Source organism: Oribacterium sp. Sow4_G1_1 (genome assembly GCF_052116105.1).
GTDB lineage: Bacteria > Bacillota > Clostridia > Lachnospirales > Lachnospiraceae > Oribacterium.
Genome location: NZ_JBQKLS010000001.1, coordinates 268,572 through 284,918 on the forward strand (window position 1 = coordinate 268,572; position 16,347 = coordinate 284,918).

The 16,347-nt window shown below is 56.0% G+C and carries 9 protein-coding genes, 1 other RNA gene and 1 pseudogene; 2 read left to right on the forward strand and 9 right to left on the reverse strand.

The window, feature by feature from the left end; translation table 11 throughout:
• Positions 1-60 precede the first annotated feature (60 nt).
• From adhE to ACTQ52_RS01265, 5 genes and pseudogenes are all read right to left on the reverse strand, one after another.
• Positions 61-2,664: pseudogene (gene adhE, locus ACTQ52_RS01245) on the reverse strand (bifunctional acetaldehyde-CoA/alcohol dehydrogenase); the annotation flags it as partial.
• A 290-nt stretch (positions 2,665-2,954) separates the two neighbouring features.
• Positions 2,955-4,235: an SLC13 family permease gene (locus tag ACTQ52_RS01250; protein ID WP_410043139.1), complete on the reverse strand. Its 1,281-nt coding sequence runs from the start codon at positions 4,233-4,235 to the stop codon at positions 2,955-2,957.
• 163 nt (positions 4,236-4,398) lie between these two features.
• Positions 4,399-5,694: a UDP-N-acetylglucosamine 1-carboxyvinyltransferase gene (locus tag ACTQ52_RS01255; protein WP_441981549.1), complete on the reverse strand. Its 1,296-nt coding sequence runs from the start codon at positions 5,692-5,694 to the stop codon at positions 4,399-4,401.
• A 217-nt stretch (positions 5,695-5,911) separates the two neighbouring features.
• On the reverse strand, positions 5,912-7,318 hold the full coding sequence (locus ACTQ52_RS01260; protein ID WP_441981550.1) for a DHHW family protein: 1,407 nt from the start codon (positions 7,316-7,318) through the stop codon (positions 5,912-5,914).
• Positions 7,319-7,461: 143 nt separating this feature from the next.
• Entirely contained in the window at positions 7,462-9,321 is a 1,860-nt protein-coding gene (locus ACTQ52_RS01265; RefSeq protein ID WP_410043142.1) for an MBOAT family O-acyltransferase, read from the reverse strand.
• A 159-nt stretch (positions 9,322-9,480) separates the two neighbouring features.
• On the opposite strand from ACTQ52_RS01265, the gene ffs reads away from it, so the two are divergent.
• An RNA gene (gene ffs / locus ACTQ52_RS01270) (signal recognition particle sRNA small type) lies at positions 9,481-9,579 on the forward strand.
• Positions 9,580-9,741: 162 nt separating this feature from the next.
• Here the strand turns inward: ffs and ACTQ52_RS01275 are convergent.
• Positions 9,742-11,133: a sodium-dependent transporter gene (locus ACTQ52_RS01275; RefSeq protein WP_410043143.1), complete on the reverse strand. Its 1,392-nt coding sequence runs from the start codon at positions 11,131-11,133 to the stop codon at positions 9,742-9,744.
• Positions 11,134-11,318: 185 nt separating this feature from the next.
• Here ACTQ52_RS01275 and ACTQ52_RS01280 point away from each other — a divergent pair, with 185 nt between their 5' ends.
• Positions 11,319-12,197 carry a LysR family transcriptional regulator gene (locus tag ACTQ52_RS01280; RefSeq protein ID WP_441226741.1) on the forward strand — a complete coding sequence of 293 codons (879 nt, stop codon included), beginning with the start codon at positions 11,319-11,321 and terminating at the stop codon, positions 12,195-12,197.
• A 151-nt stretch (positions 12,198-12,348) separates the two neighbouring features.
• Here the strand turns inward: ACTQ52_RS01280 and ACTQ52_RS01285 are convergent, their stop codons facing one another.
• The 3 genes from ACTQ52_RS01285 to metG all read right to left on the reverse strand — a co-directional run bounded on the left by ACTQ52_RS01285 (position 12,349) and on the right by metG (position 16,211).
• Complete coding sequence (locus tag ACTQ52_RS01285; protein WP_441981551.1) at positions 12,349-13,206, reverse strand: TatD family hydrolase; 858 nt, start codon at positions 13,204-13,206, stop codon at positions 12,349-12,351.
• Positions 13,207-13,292: 86 nt separating this feature from the next.
• Positions 13,293-14,066 (reverse strand): TraX family protein, encoded by a 774-nt coding sequence (locus tag ACTQ52_RS01290; protein ID WP_410043146.1) that lies wholly within the window; start codon positions 14,064-14,066, stop codon positions 13,293-13,295.
• Positions 14,067-14,120: 54 nt separating this feature from the next.
• On the reverse strand, positions 14,121-16,211 hold the full coding sequence (gene metG / locus ACTQ52_RS01295; RefSeq protein ID WP_410043147.1) for a methionine--tRNA ligase: 2,091 nt from the start codon (positions 16,209-16,211) through the stop codon (positions 14,121-14,123).
• Positions 16,212-16,347: the final 136 nt, after the last annotated feature.

Sequence of the window (16,347 nt, forward strand, 5' to 3'; positions counted from 1 at the left end):
GGTGTACTCATCCATGCAAGGAAGAACCTCGACTGGTGTTGCGTCGTTCTTCTGGTAAGCCTTGCCGTAGAATGCAAGCTTGTACATCTCCTTGATGTCGGAGATCAGCGGGTATCTCGGGTTTGCGCCGGTGCACTGATCATCGAATGCGTTGGTGCTCATCTCGTCGAGGGTCTTCAGGAAATCCTCCTCGGTTACGTTGTAATCCTGGATGCGCTCCTTGATGCCGACAGTACGCTTCAGCTCTACGATCTTATCGCAGAACTTCTGAACAGCCTTGGCATCATCCTTCTCAACGACACCGCAGAAACGTGCGCACTCTGCATATCTGTGGAGTGTGTGCGGATACTCATACTGAGGGAAGGTACCCATCTTTTGTGGCTGCTCCGCCGCATTGTAACGGATAACCTCGGTGAGGAGGAGTGCGTTTGCGATACCGTGCGGGATGTGGTGGTAAGCACCGAGCTTGTGTGCCATGGAGTGGCAGACACCGAGGAAGGCATTGGCGAAGGCCATACCTGCCATGCAGGATGCGTGTGCCATCTCATCTCTGGCCTTGACATTGGTCGGCTCGTTAAAAGCAGTCGGCAGGTACTCGAAGACGCGCTTCATCGCCTGAAGAGCGAGACCATCCGTATACGGTGTAGCCATCATGGAAGCGTATGCCTCGAGTGCGTGTACGAGAACATCGAGTCCGGATGCAGCGGTGAGGCCGCGTGGCTGTGTCATCATGTTGTCGGTATCGATGATCGACATGTTCGGAAGCAGCTCGTAGTCCGTGATCGGGTACTTGGTGCCCGTGGTCTGGTCGGTGATAACCGCGAACGGAGTCACCTCAGAACCGGTACCAGAAGAGGTCGGGATGGCTACGAAGAGTGCCTTCTCACCCATCTTCGGGAACTGGTAAACCTTCTTACGGATATCGATGTAACGCATCGACATATCGGCGAAGGTTACATCCGGGTGCTCATAGAGAACCCACATGATCTTACCGGCATCCATCGCAGAACCGCCACCGAAGGCGATGATGCAATCCGGCTGATAACGACGCATCTGCTCAGCGCCTTCCTCAGCATTGGCCAGGGTAGGATCCGGCTGTACGTGTGAGAATACGCGGTAGTCGATGCCGAGCTCATGGAGCTTGTCGGTGATCGGCTTGATGTATCCTGCAGAATCGAGGAAGGAGTCGGTTACGAGGAACACCTTCTTCTTATCATAAACTTCCTTTAACTCAGCGAGGGCAACTGGCATGCAGCCCTTCTTGAAGTAAACCTTAGATGGGGTACGGAACCAGAGCATGTTTTCTCTCCTCTCTGTCACAGTCTTATAGTTCAGCAGGTGCTTGACACCGACGTTCTCAGAAACAGAGTTTCCACCGTAGGAGCCGCAGCCCAGTGTCAGAGACGGAGTGAGCTTGAAGTTGTAAAGATCACCGAGACCACCCAGGGCAGACGGCTGGTTCAGGAGGATACGGCAGGCATGCATCACATGTGCGTGCTTTGCGATCTTCTCGGTCTCACGCGGATCGATGAAGAGGGAAGCAGTATGTCCAGGACCGCCCTCCATCAGAAGCTTCTCACAGCTTACAAGTGCAGAGTCAAAATCCTTCGCCTTATACATACCAAGTACCGGCGCGAGCTTCTCATGTGCGAACGGCTCTGCCTTCGAGTTATCGGTCACCTCTGCGATGAGGACCTTCTTCGAGTGCGGAATCTCGATGCCGCACATCTCGGCGATCTTCCATGCCGGCTGGCCGACGATCTTTGCGTTCATGGAGCCGTTGATGATGATAACCTTACCAACCTTCTCCTTCTCCTCCTTACTCAGGAAGTACGCACCTCTGTACTCAAACTCCTTCTTTACCTTATCATACACATCTGCTACGACGGTGCAGGTCTGCTCAGAAGCACAGATCATACCATAGTCGAAGGTCTTCGAATGAAGGATGGAAGAAACGGCCATCTGGATATCTGCAGTCGAATCGATGATGCAAGGGTCATTACCTGCACCTACACCGAGTGCCGGTGTACCGGAGCTGTACGCTGCGTTTACCATGCCAGGACCACCGGTTGCAAGGATGCAGTCTGCGTCATGCATGATCTCATCCGTCATCTCAAGAGACGGCTCATCGATCCAGCCAATGATGTTCTCCGGAGCACCTGCCTTGACAGCAGCATCGAGAACGACCTTCGCAGCATAAGTAGTGCACTTCTTCGCTCTTGGGTGCGGGCTGATGATGATACCATTTCTGGTCTTTAAGCAGATCAGCGTCTTGAAAATAGCGGTCGACGTCGGGTTCGTCGTCGGGATAACTGCAGCTACGAGACCCAGCGGCTCTGCGATCGTCTTGGTTCCGAAAGCCGGATCCTCATCGATGACACCACAGGTCTTCGTATTCTTATACTTGTTGTAGATATACTCAGCGGCGTAGTTGTTCTTGATGACCTTATCCTCGACGAGACCCATACCGGTCTCCTCTACTGCCATCTGAGCAAGTGGAATACGCATCTGGTTTGCAGCCGTTGCAGCGGCGTTGAAAATCTTATCTACCTGCTCCTGTGTGAAGTTTGCGTACTTCTCCTGTGCTTCTCTGACAACCGCGATCTTCGCCTGCAGAGAATCCATGTCCTTAACGATCTCCGGATTCTTTAATTCCTTACTCATGTGTGATCTCCTTTTTGTGGCAACAACTATAGATCAAATTATCTCATGCCGATTGATAATTAATTATCGTTAATTAATTATCAATCGAGATACAAGTAGTATACATGCTTGTTAATTAATTGTCAATTACGAATTCAGATAATTTTTCACCACATACAAATAGCGAAGCCAAAACACAGTAAAGGCCCCGGAGGACCAGCAACTGAAACCATACGAAGAGTTTTCCGAACTCGCAGTACTGTGTTTCAATTGCTGGCCCTCCGGGGCCTTTTCTGGAAAAGTCTGAAAAATTACGCCCAGAACACCCAGATAAACGCATACCCGGTGAGCACCGCCGCCAGCGTAAACGGCAGTCCGATCTTCATGAAATCACCGAACGATACCTCATAGCCACCGGCCTTCAGCATTCCGACCGCCGTGATATTCGCACTCGCACCGATCGGGGTAATGTTTCCACCGAGCGTCGCGCCGGTCAGCAGTCCGAAGTACAGAAGATACGGCTCGATCCCGAGCAGCTGACAGATGCCCGTGATGATCGGCAGCATAGTCGCCACATACGGGATGTTATCGATAAACGCAGAGAACAGCACCGAGCCCCACACGATGATCGTATAGAGCATGAAGATGTTGCTGCCACCTGCACGTACGATCAGGTCTGCGGCCGCATCGATGATCCCGACATCCGTGATGCCACGGATCACGATAAACAGCCCCGCGAGGATCAGCAGCGTATCCGCATCCACCGAAGCGATCGCATGCTTGAGGTTGAGGTGACTCCGATGCCGCGCATAGTCACAGATCATACAGATCGCCGCGATCGTCATACAGATGATACCGTTGATCATATCCGGTGTATTCGGGATGAAGGACGCGACGATGAGCGCAACGACGATACCACACAGGGCGATCGTCGGGAAGTAATCCGTCACCACGGTCTTCTCGCTGGCCTCCACCGGCTGTCGATACTTATGGAAGAGAAAAATCATCACCGGTACCGTCATCAGTGCACCGAACTCGACGGACCAGAAAATACCCGGACGCCCATGCATGAAGAAGAACTCCATGAAGTTCATGTTCGCATAGTCACCGAGCATGATGGAGGTCGTATCGCCGACGAGCGTCGCCGCACCCTGCAGATTCGAGGACACGGCGATGGACAGAATCATCGATACCGGCGAGATATCGAGCTTCTTACATACCGCAAGTGCCACCGGTGCGATCATGAGGACGGTAGCGACATTATCGATAAACGCCGACACCGCACCGGCAAACAGCGACATCAGGATGATGACCCACATGACATTTGCACACTTATCGAGGATGATATCCGCCAGCAGATTCGGCATCTTCGATTCGATGAAGAACCAGACGACGAGCATCGTGCCGCCGATCATCATAAGGACGTTCCAGTTGATGACCGACAGGATGTACAGCGGATTCGGCCGGAGGATCCCGACCAGCATAAAGACGATGGCGACGCCCCAGATCGCGTAGATCTTCCAGTTCGGCTTCGCAATCATAATCACATACATTAAAATGAACAAAATAAAAGCGATGGCTCTTAGATCCATAATCATTTCTCCTTCATAAATTCACAAAAGACAGTATCGAATCATGGACTCAACACTGTCTTTTCGTATCCCAAGCTGTGCCGCCTGCACGGCGATGTTCTTTCAGACCCTGTTGAAAACAGTTTCTATTCTACACAAGCTATATGATTTGTCTCTTTCTACGTCAGCCGATCTTCAGCCGGAACTTCTGCGCCTCGCGCTCACTGTCCACCAGCTCGATCTGTGCGCCGAGGGCCTGCAGCTTCTGCTCGAAGTGCTCATAGCCACGCTGGATGTAGACGATGTCGCGGACCGTCGTGATGCCATCTGCGGCGAGGCCGGCGATGACGAGAGCGGCACCAGCGCGGAGGTCGAGTGCATTGACACTGGCACCCGTAAAGCGCTTCACACCATCGATGACGGAGACGTTCCCCTCCACCTTGATGTTCGAGCCCATACGCGCGAGCTCATCGACATACTTGAAGCGGTTCTCGAAGATGGATTCGGTGACGACCGAGGTGCCATCGGCGAGGGCCAGGGTCACGGACATCTGCGGCTGCATGTCGGTCGGGAAGCCCGGATACGGGAGCGTCTTCACATCGGTCGGATGCTGCACCGGCGCGCCCACGACGCGTACGGCCTCATCGTACTCATAGACCGTGTTGCCCATCTCGAGCAGCTTCGCGGTGATCGACTCCAGGTGCTTCGGGATGACGTTCTTGATCAGGATGTCACCACGGGTCGCCGCGGCGGCACACATGAAGGTGCCTGCCTCGATCTGGTCCGGGATGACGGCGTAGGTCGTGCCATGCAGGCGGCGGACGCCACGGATGCGGATCGTATCCGTACCGGCGCCCTTGATGTTGGCCCCCATCGAGTTCAGGAAGTTCGCGACATCGACGATGTGCGGCTCCTTCGCCACGTTCTCGATGATGGTTCTGCCCTCTGCGAGGACGGCAGCCAGCATGATGTTGATGGTCGCGCCGACGGATACGACGTCGAGGTAGATGTGGGAAGAGTGAAGTCCTTCGGAGGCAGCGGCCTGTACACAGCCGTTCCGGATCTCTACCTTCGCACCGAGGGCCCGGAAGCCCTTGATGTGCTGGTCGATTGGACGGGAACCGATCGCACAGCCGCCCGGAAGCGGAACATCCGCCATGTGATGCTTGCCCAGCAGTGCGCCGATAAAGTAGTAGGATGCCCGGATCTTCCGGATGTACTCGTCGTCGATCGATACGCTCGTCACGCCCACGGCGCTGATCTTCGCGGTATGACGATCGATACGCTCGACGACGGCGCCGATCTCCTTCAATGCCTCAAGCATAACGTTGATGTCACGCACGTCCGGCAGATTCTCTATAATCACATCTTCATCTGTTAAAAGTGCGCCGGCGATGATGCCCAGTGCGGCATTCTTCGCCCCGCCGATCACGACCTCGCCGTGAAGAGGGGTGCCACCTTTCATGATAAACTGTTCCATATATCTCCTGTAAGTTTCCTATGCGCAGAGCATAAGAACCGCATTATTCAGACTGTTAAATCTTATAAATTATAAGTGAGTGTACACGCTTTTGCAAGCGTTTGTACTTTTTGCTTCTGCTGCCGGTAACCGCTCGGGCATGAGAGCCCGGAGGACTGGAATTTTAGAGTCTTCCGAGCTCGGGGTACTGCGTTTCTGCTGCCAGCCCTCCAGGCGCTCACCCGAGCAGTCCCATCATCATCCCGGATGCCCGCTCGCTGAGCGCCATCACGTTATTTAAGAAGATGATATCCTGCACACCGTACTCCTCGATCAGCTGCGCGATGCTGCCCTCGAAGTGACGATAGTCGACGACATAGACATCCTCATAGTGATCCACGAGGTACGGAGCGAAGGCATTGCCATAGGATTCCTTGATGAGGACGCAGGCCGAGCCGTCGCTTCGATGCGGATTATGGATGACCGTCAGCGGATTATCGCCATGGATGAAAGCGCTGTACTTGTCGCCGGCGTTCGAATTCGTGACGTCGTTGATGACCTGGGCATGGCCCTGCTCGCCGATCTGGTTGATGTACTCCATCTCGTTCGTCGCGATCGGCAGCCAGGCCTCGACAGTATCCGGGTTCTGCTTTAGCGCCTCGGAGCGGTTCGTCGAGAAGTAGAAGGTGCCGTAGAAGCCATCGAAGCTCTCCTTCTGGTAGTCCCGGAGGCTGTGCGGCTCGATGCCCTTCGCATCGCAGAAGCGCATGTAGGCATAGTACGCCCCGAGTCCGGTCCAGTGGTGGTCGGTATGGAAGTAGATGTACTCGTTCTTATGCTGCAGAAGCGTCTCGAAGACGGACACCTTATGGACCTCCGGATCGATCATGCTGTAGATGTAGTTGAACGCGTCCTCCATGTTGCTGGAGCCGAGCGCCGCCTGCGTGCTGCGGTCGAGCTCGACGCCGAAGCTGTTCGGCACGAGGATATCGTAGACCTCACACTTCGGGAAGCGCGCCCGATAGGTGTTGATCATGGACGCATACTTCACTGCACCGCCCTGATTATAATAGTAGATTTCGTAGCCGCGGTGGTTCGTGACGTAGATGCTGCCGGCCTGCTCGCCGTTCACCTCCGCTTTTTCTGCCTTTTTCTCCTTCAGCGTACCGTCGGCATTCGTCTCGACGAGGGCGGCATACTGATCGAGCGCACCCGTCGCCGACTTGTCATGTGCAAGTGACGATGGCGTGGCCGAAGCATTGGCCTCATCCGCGGCGCCCTCCGGCTCCGCAGCGGCGAGGGTCATGACCGGCGCGAGCGACTCGGCGGTCTCCGGAATCGTATCCGCGACGGCCGTGGACCGGTTTCCGTAGAAGGACTCACCCTGCGGGCCATAGAGGCTCTCGAGCTTCGCGCCGAGGCTGAGCAGGGTCTCGCGGCACGGAAAGGTGTCGGAGAACCAGGTCGCGAGGTCTGTGAAGTACGCACCGGACAGGAGGGTCTCCGTGGTCGCGGTCGGAAAGCTCGCGAGGGCGCGCTTCTCGGAGGCAGAGTACGTCGGGCGGAGTGGCAGGGCGAGGCCAATGCCGAGAAGTACGGTGGCGATCAGCGCTGCGGCGACCGCAACGATCTGAACGCCGCGCATCTCTTTATGCGGTTTTTCATGTTCATTTTCAGAAACTGGTTTCATGCTTTTCGATAGGCCGGCGGCTCAGCCGGTCGCGGGATGCCATGGACGTGGAACGGGCGCAGCGCTTTACGCGCGACGCCCGCGGGTCGCCGGAGACATCAGAACTGATTATACAGGAACGGGGTGTAGCTGGCGCCGACCATCGAGACGATGGAGAGTGCGAGGAGCAGGAGCATCAGGAGGAGGCGGAGACCGTAGTACAGGCCCTCGCTCCGGCGACGGGCTTCGCTGCTCTTCGTGATGCGGCGCTTCATCCGGGTAGCGACGCGCTCGTGATTCTCGGCGTCTTCCTCCTCGAGGCCCTCGATGCTGGCGTCGAGGCGCTGCACCTGCTGATCGATCTCGGTTTCCTTCTGATAACGCGCCTTCTCACGCTCGAGCTGCTGCTTCTCGCGCGCCTCCTGCTGAAGGCTCGCATCATAGAACGCCCGCAGCTTCGCGGCGAGACGGGCACCGAGTGGTGTGCAGGCGATGATGGAAAAGATCAGGAAGAACAGATTACTGCGGAGGGTCAAAAGCTCCGCCGCATCGACCGTCGCACGTCCGCTCAGGAAGAACATCGTGCGGAGCACCTCGCGCAGCACCTGGAAATCACTGAAGCGGAACAGCACCCAGCCGAAGAACACGACGATCAGGGTGTAGAGGTGACCAAGCGCACGCGTGAGCGCCGGCAGCGGCGAGCGACGCGGTGCCTGCGCGTTGCGCTTCGTGTCCGCAGCTGAAGCCGGGCCTGCAGCGGCAACTGCGCCGTCCGTAGCGTCTGTGCCAGACACTGCCTTCGCTTTCTGGAATTTCTTCACGAAATTCTCGATCGCGATGAAGACGAAGTAGTAAAGTCCCCAGAGGATAAAATTCCAGCTGCTGCCATGCCAGAAGCCGGTCAACGCCCAAACGGCAAGCAGATTCAGCATCAGCCGTCCGGTCGATACACGATTCCCGCCCAGCGGGATGTATACATAATCCCGGAAGAAACGGCTCAGCGAAATGTGCCAGCGACGCCAGAAGTCACGCACAGAAACCGCGATATATGGATAGTTGAAGTTTTCCGGATAGTGGAAGCCGATCATCCGACCGAGGCCGAGCGCCATGTCGGAGTAGGCTGAGAAATCAAGATAGAGCTGCAGCATGTAGCAGAGCGCACCGAGGTAGGCACCGCCGACGGAGAACGTGGTGTTACCGGCGAGCGGCAGGAAGGTCTCCGCGAGTGTGCCGAGATGATCCGCGAGTACGGTCTTCTTCGCGAGGCCCACCATAAAGCGCCAGAGGCCCTCTACCAGATCCTCGGCATCCGCGCGCCGATGGTCCATCTCCTCGGCCATCTCGCCGAAGCGCGTGATCGGGCCCTGCGCCACCTGGTGGAAGGTCACGGTATAGAGCAGCACATGGAAGAAATCGCCCGGCTCCGTCTTTTTCGTATAGACGTCGGCGACGTAGCTGATCAGCTTAAATATATAGAAGGAAATGCCGAGTGGGAGGCCAATGTTTCGGACATACGCGAGGATGGCCGCAGCCATTCCCGTCGTGGCACCACCACCTGCGTCCAGGTCGTCTGCATTGGTCAGAAACAGACTCCGGCAGATCGGTCCGGCAAGCTTATAAAAGAGAAGCACCGCGATCAGCAGCACGAGCGCGAGGATCAGCCACGCACGGGCACGCCTCTGCCCCTCGACACGGATCCGCTCCGCGTCCGGACTCTGGAAATCATCATCGCCCTCCTGATAGTCCGGATTTTCCGAAGCCGCGAACTGTAGCGCCCGTCCGATGCGCTGCCCGCTGAACCAGGCGAGCATCGTCACCATGAGGAGCAGCGCAAGCTTCGTGAGCCCCGCGAAGGCATAGAAAATCAGAGAAAAGAGGAGCAGCACGAGGTTCTTCCGCTGATTTCCACGCGCAAGCACAGAAGCGATCATGAAAACCGGCAGAAACAGCGCTATGAAAATCAGACTCGAAAAGCTCATAAAAACCTCACATCACTATGAATCATAACAGTTCCGTTGCCGCCCCTGCGGGTCCCCTGCCTGTCTAAACTGTTACCATGAATCAAGGTATTATATCACAGGATGTCAAGTATAGCTTGCCATTTCCGCGATTTTCAGCTATACTTTCTATGCTTCGGGCGCTGGGCCCCACGCAATAGATCCCTCGAACCGTGTCAGGACGGGAACGTAGCAGCACTAAGAGGATCCTTCTATGTGACGTGGATACACCTGGCCCCGAAGTTTTTTATTTACACACATGTGCTCTGATTCGTTTACATAAACGCAGAAAAATCCGAGTCCTTCTTCCGGCCGTCATATCATGTATGGCATGCGCTTTATCGAGAAGGATTCGGATTTTTGTTATACATAATTCAGATCATCTCGTCCTCACAATGTATATCATGCGAGGATGCCGGTCGACTGCAGAAAGAGGATCAGCATGAGGAACGGTGCCACGAAGCGAATCATGATGCAGTAGAGCTTTTTCCGGTGGAACGTCTCGCCGTTCCGCTCCATTTCATCGACGACGTAGTTCGGCGTCACAACCCAGCCGAGCAGGAGGGTAGACAGCAGTGCGATGAAGGGCATCATCACGCTGTTGCTGACGTAGTCCATGATGTCGAGCAGCTGGCCGACAGAGCCGTTCGGCAGCTGCACTTCAAAGTAGAAGATGCTGTAGCCGAGGGCGATGATGGCTGACGCTGCGAGGTAGATGACCGACAGTACCAGCACCGTCTTCTTACGACCGGTGTGGAAGATCTCCATGCAGTTCGCGGTGATGGATTCGAGCACGGAGATGCAGGAGGTGAGCGTCGCGAAGATCGCAGTGACGAAGAAAAGTATGCCGACGAAGACGCCAGCCTTCCCCATCGCTGCAAAGACCTTCGGAAGGGACACAAACATCAGGCTCGGACCGGCGCTCATGCCTTCCGTACCGGAGAACACATACACTGCCGGGATGATCATCGCGCCGGCGATCAGTGCGACGCCGGTATCGAAGATCTCGATCTGATTCACGGAGGTGTTCAGATTGACCTCCGGCTTTACATAGGAGCCGTAGGTGATCATGATGCCCATCGATACACTGAGGGAGAAGAACAGCTGGCTCATCGCATCGAGCAGAATCTGCAGGAAGCGGCCGAGGGTCAGGCCTTCGAGATGCGGGGTGAGGTAGTAACGGAGACCATCCATGCCGGTACGCACCTGTCCGGAGGCATCTTCATGATGCAAGGTCAATGCATAGCCCGCGATCACAATCACCAGCACGAGCAGGATCGGCATCATGCAGCGGGATACACGCTCGATGCCGCCCTCGACACCGTTATATACGATAATAGCGGTGATGCCCATGAACAGAAGGGCGAACACCACCGGTGAAACCGGGGAGGTAATAAAGCCTGTAAAGTAGCCATCCTCTGCCGTAGCGGCCGCATGCCCCGAAAGATACGCAACAGCATACTTCGTGATCCATCCGCCGATAACCGCATAGTAGGTCATGATCAGCACCGGCACGAGAAAGGTCAGGATGCCGAGGAATTTCCACTTCGGATTCATCGTCGCATAGGCACCGATGGCGCTCTGCTTCGTGCGTCGTCCGATCGCGATGTCGGAGGTCAGCAGCGTGAAGCCGAAGGTCAGCACCAGCACGAGATAGACCAGCAGGAAGAGCCCACCGCCGTCCTTCGCTGCGAGGTACGGGAAACGCCAGAGATTACCGACGCCGACGGCACTGCCGGCCGCCGCAAGAACGAATCCGATCTGTCCTGAGAAACTGCTTGACTTCTTTTCCATAGTTATAAGACTCCCTGATTACTATAATCTTTTGCAATATAAGATAGCATGGGGTATTATATCAGTGAAACGAATGATTTTATGACGGGATATTAATTTTACTGATACCTGGTAGATGTGCCACATCGACGACATGTGAAGCCGTTTGTCGGCTGGCCCAAATAGCAGCAATGGAGATTCTGATCATGCGGGAACTGAAGGATCGATATGAGATATTTCTGAAGGTCTGCGAGACCGGCAGCTTTTCGAAGGCCGCCGAGGCACTGAACTATACGCAGTCCGGCATCAGCCAGATGATGGCGGGGCTCGAGGAGGAACTGGGCGTACAGCTCTTCGCCCGCATCAACCGCGGCGTGACATTGACCGACAACGGCACACGGCTGCTTCCCTATGTGCGGGAGCTCGCGAACCAGAAGGACCGGCTGCGCCAGGCGGCGTTCAACATCAACCATAAGGTTGAGGGAAAGCTGCGCGTCGGCAGCATTTCCAGCATCACCACCCGCTGGATGCCGGAGGTCGTACATTATTTTAAGAAACACTATCCGAAGGTGGAGATGGCGATCCTGGATGGAAACTACGACGAGATCCGCGACTGGATCATCCACGGACAGATCGACTGCGGCTTCCTCTCGTCGATCGTCGCAGATGATCTCGCCTTCTATCCGCTCCTCGATGACCCGCTCTGCGCGGTGTTCCCGGAAGGGCATCCGCTGGCAGCGCAGGAAAGCGTGACCCTGCCGCAGCTGTTTCAGTATCCACTGATTATCGAGACCCCGGGCTGTGATAACGACATCCAGCACCTCATCCATAAGTGTCCGGTGAAACCGGACATCGCCTACAGCTTCCGCGACGATCCGCTCATCATGGCCTTCGTGCGGAGCGGCCTCGGCGTCACCATCTCGCAGGAGCTCGTCATGCAGGCCTTCGGCTGTCCCGGCGTCGTCTCCCGCCCGCTCGAGCCGGCCTCCTGCCGCACCCTCGGCCTCGCCTTCTCAAAAACAGCGAGCTCCGTCGTCAGCCGGACGCTGCTTACGTATCTCCAGAACCGTAGGCCGTCACTATAGAAAAAAGCCGTGCAGCTACCGCACCGCCGAGCAGATCGCGACCGTGAATGCTTCCTGGAAACACAGTACGTCAAGAATATAAAAACGCAGGCGGTCGTTCTTCCGGAGCCATTGACCATGGTTACGCGGAGGACGACCGCCTGCGTTTTCTTTATTCACTGATGCGATACACGCGCTTCGCGTTTTCGGTGGTGATGCGGATGACCTCCGCCGGATCCATCTGGCGAAGCGCCGCGATTTCCTCTACGACATACGGGAGATTTCGTGGATCGTTCCGGGTGCCGCGCTTCGGTACCGGTGCCATGTACGGGCAGTCCGTCTCGAGGACGATGCGCTCGATCGGGATGCGCGCCACCACTTCCTTCAGCTTTCGGGCATTCTTAAAGGTGACGACACCGCCGACACCGACATATAAGCCGAGCTTCACGAAGCGCTCGGCCATCTCCACCGGATAACCGAAGCAGTGGATGATGCCGGAATTTTCATATCCGTGCTCCTCCACGATGAGATCGTAGGTATCCTGCGCTGCTTCCCGCGAGTGCACATTGATCGGAAGCCCGAGCGCACGCGCAAGCTGGAGCATCCGTCGGAAGCAGGCCTTCTGAATCTCCGGCTCCGGATCGGCCGTCGCGAGACTCTCCGGGTCCGGTTCCTGTCCGGAAGCGGCGGCCCGCCGCAAAATACCTTCACGTGTATAGTGGTAGTCCAGGCCGATCTCGCCGATCGCCACGATTTTCTGATTATTTTCCACCATCTGCCGAAGCGTTTCCACATCCTCGTCGCGCAGATGATCACTGTGGTCCGGATGGAAGCCCACCGCCGCATAGACCTGCGGATAGCGCTCCGCGAGCGCAAGCGCCGCGCGACTCGACGGTAGATCGAAGCCGATCTCTGTAAACGCACCGACGCCATGGTCGCCGAGATCCGCGATGATCGCCTCGCGCTCATCATCGAAGGCCGCATCGCAGAGGTGTGCGTGGGTGTCAAAAATTTCACTTGATTCTTTCATAAAAATTTAATGGGGTCAGACCACCTTACGAAATCCTTAAGTTCATGTAAGAAAAAATTAATGGGGTCAGACCCCATTAATTTTTTCTAAAGTAACGCACCGATATAGATCATCAGGTAGAACGCGGTGAGGTGGAGCGGGTAATAAAGGTAGAAGAGCCACTTCGGATGCAAGCGGCCACGCTCGCCGTTGTAGAACCCGATCGGCAGGAAGCAGAGGACCGGCAGGAAGTGGGCGCTGACGGAGCCGGCGGCGGTGGTCAGGACGCCACTCGCAATCTGCAGGGTCTTCTCCTTATGAAAATTATACATGAGTGCCATACCGAGGATCGCAAACACGCCGAACTGGAGATGTGCGATATAGGCGGCGGCACAGCCGGCCACGACACAGAGCCACTTCCGCTCTATGCGCTTCCGGTTCTGTTTCATGCCATACATCACGAGGAGTCCGAGTGCGAGTGTGAGCATCGGGTTCTGCAGCGCGAAGTGATAGGTCTCGTTGTACATACAGAGGTCGAATGGAACCTCGCTCAGCAGTGCGAACACGAGCATACGTCCGAAATATTTCCAGAAGTCGGACGTATGGATGAAACCTTCGACGCAGAGAAATGCGAAGATCGGGAAGCAGAAAAAGCCGCAGAAATGAAGGATGTCGTAGAGCCGGAGCCAGCGCATCCCTTCCGCCGTGGCGATCGCCATCTGATAGTATTCCTTGGAGTATCCGTAGAGCTTGCCGTTCTTAATGATGACGACCGCGAAGCTGTACGCGGTCATCATGAGGGTCGCGAAGAGCTTCAGGAGGCCACCGGACAGTCCGATTCCTTTTCGGGTGCTTTTTAAAACACTTTGATATGTAGACATAATTTTAAGCGACGACCGGAACACAGTTTCCTGCGCGCCGGTCGTGTTTATACATCAGCCGATGAGACAACCGCTCGGCATCTTCGCCATCGGGCTCATAAGGGCAATGTTTCCATCATCATCCTCTGCCGCTACGATCATACCCTGGGACTCTTCACCTGCGATCTTCCGCGGAGCGAGGTTGGCGACGATCATCACGCGCTTACCGACGAGGTCCTCCGGCTTGTAGGACTTCTTGATACCGCTGAGAATCGTACGTGTCTCGGCACCGACCTGCACACTGAGCTTCAGGAGCTTCTTCGACTTCGGAACCTCCTCTGCGTGAAGGATCTTTCCGATACGGAGCTCGACCTTATCGAAGTCCTCGAAGGTGATTTCCGGCTTTGCTTCCGGAGTCGCGATGTGCGTATCCGGTGCACAGTCACCGTTCTCTAGGATCTCCTCTGGCATGCCATCGCCTTCTGCGTCGGTATCTGCTGCCTGGTCGCCTGCATTGGCCTCGGAAGAAACGGCGGCATCCTTCGCCTGCTGCGCCTCGTACTGTGCACGCTGCGCTGCCTCGATCTTCTCGACCTCGACCATAACCTCCTCTTCCTTTTTACGCTCGAACAGGGTCGCCGGTGCATCGGTTACCTTCGTACCGGACTTGTAGAGACCCCAGCGATCCATATCCTCGAGGGCACGCTTCTCGGCATGGAGCTCAGAAAGGATGGACTCGGCGGTCTCCGGCATGAAGCTCTCAAGGAGCGACGCACCGATGTTGAGCGCCTCGGTGAGGTTGTACATAACGGTCTTTAAGCGATCGGCCTGTGCCGGGTCCTTCGCAAGCACCCACGGCTCCGTCTCGTCGATGTACTTGTTAGAGCGACGGAAGATATCGAACACAGCGGTCAGGGCGTCGGCGACGCGGAGCTGATCCATCTTCTCGCTCGTGGTCTTCACCGCCTGGAGGATGGTGTTCTTCAGATCCTCATCCATCGGGCCGGTCACGCCCTTGTCCTCGACGACGCCGTCGAAGTACTTGTTGCTCATCGAGATGGTACGCTTCACGAGGTTTCCGAGGATGTTTGCGAGCATGGAGTTGTAACGCTCGACCATGAGCTCCCAGGAGATGACACCATCGTTCTCGTACGGCATCTCGTGGATGACGAAGAAACGGACGGCATCGACACCGAAGAGCTTCGCGAGGTCGTCGGCGTAGATCACGTTGCCACGGGACTTCGACATCTTGATGCCTTCCTGTGACTTACCGGCGGCGGTCAGGAGCCACGGGTGGCCGAAGACCTTCTTCGGAAGCGGAAGGTCGAGGCTCATCAGGAAGATCGGCCAGTAGATGGTATGGAAGCGGATGATGTCCTTACCGATGAGGTGGAGATCCGCCGGCCAGAACTTGTCGAACATCGGGTCGCTGTTTCCGTCTGCATCATAGCCAAGACCGGTGATATAGTTCGTGAGCGCGTCGAGCCATACATATACGACGTGCTTCGGGTCCTCGACGACCGGGATTCCCCACTTGAAGGTGGTTCTGGAGACGCAGAGATCCTGGAGACCCGGCTTCAGGAAGTTGTTGACCATCTCGTTCTTACGGGATACCGGCTGGATGAACTCCGGATGCTCGTCGTAGTACTGCATGAGACGGTCCGCGTACTTGCTCATCCGGAAGAAGTAAGCCTCCTCACGCTCCTTCTGTACCGGGCGTCCGCAGTCCGGGCACTTGCCGTCCACGAGCTGAGAATCGGTCCAGAAGGACTCACATGGGGTACAGTACCAGCCCTCGTACTCGGACTTGTAGATGTCGCCCTTGTCGTACATCTTCTTGAACATCTTCTGTACCTGCTTCTCGTGGTAGTCGTCGGTGGTACGGATGAACTTGTCGTAGGAGGTGTTCATAAGATCCCAGATGGTCTTGATGTCACCTGCGGTCTTGTCGACGAAGGCCTTCGGTGTCATGCCGGCAGCAGCGGCCTTCTCCTCGATCTTCTGGCCATGCTCGTCGGTTCCGGTCTGGAACTGGACGTCGTAGCCCTGGAATCTCTTGTATCGTGCGATGGCGTCAGCCAGGACGATCTCATATGTGTTTCCGATATGCGGCTTGCCGGATGCATAGGCAATCGCCGTGGTGATGTAGTAAGGTTTCTTTTCCATAATACTCGCTTTCCGGGCGCCCGAATGGAAGGCGACCTGATGTATAGATCTGCGCACCGTATGTGGGTGCATTAACTTATTAACTATAATTTATTTAGGGCGTAAATGCAAGAATCGGGGCCGAAGGCGCGGGCGA

Coding starts and splice junctions, on each gene's coding strand:
- ACTQ52_RS01250 (WP_410043139.1), bottom strand. CDS start 4,235: ATGGATCTAAGAGCCATCGCTTTTATTTTGTTCATTTTAATGTATGTG.
- ACTQ52_RS01255 (WP_441981549.1), bottom strand. CDS start 5,694: ATGGAACAGTTTATCATGAAAGGTGGCACCCCTCTTCACGGCGAGGTC.
- ACTQ52_RS01260 (WP_441981550.1), bottom strand. CDS start 7,318: ATGCGCGGCGTTCAGATCGTTGCGGTCGCCGCAGCGCTGATCGCCACC.
- ACTQ52_RS01265 (WP_410043142.1), bottom strand. CDS start 9,321: ATGAGCTTTTCGAGTCTGATTTTCATAGCGCTGTTTCTGCCGGTTTTC.
- ACTQ52_RS01275 (WP_410043143.1), bottom strand. CDS start 11,133: ATGGAAAAGAAGTCAAGCAGTTTCTCAGGACAGATCGGATTCGTTCTT.
- ACTQ52_RS01280 (WP_441226741.1), top strand. CDS start 11,319: ATGCGGGAACTGAAGGATCGATATGAGATATTTCTGAAGGTCTGCGAG.
- ACTQ52_RS01285 (WP_441981551.1), bottom strand. CDS start 13,206: ATGAAAGAATCAAGTGAAATTTTTGACACCCACGCACACCTCTGCGAT.
- ACTQ52_RS01290 (WP_410043146.1), bottom strand. CDS start 14,066: ATGTCTACATATCAAAGTGTTTTAAAAAGCACCCGAAAAGGAATCGGA.
- metG (WP_410043147.1), bottom strand. CDS start 16,211: ATGGAAAAGAAACCTTACTACATCACCACGGCGATTGCCTATGCATCC.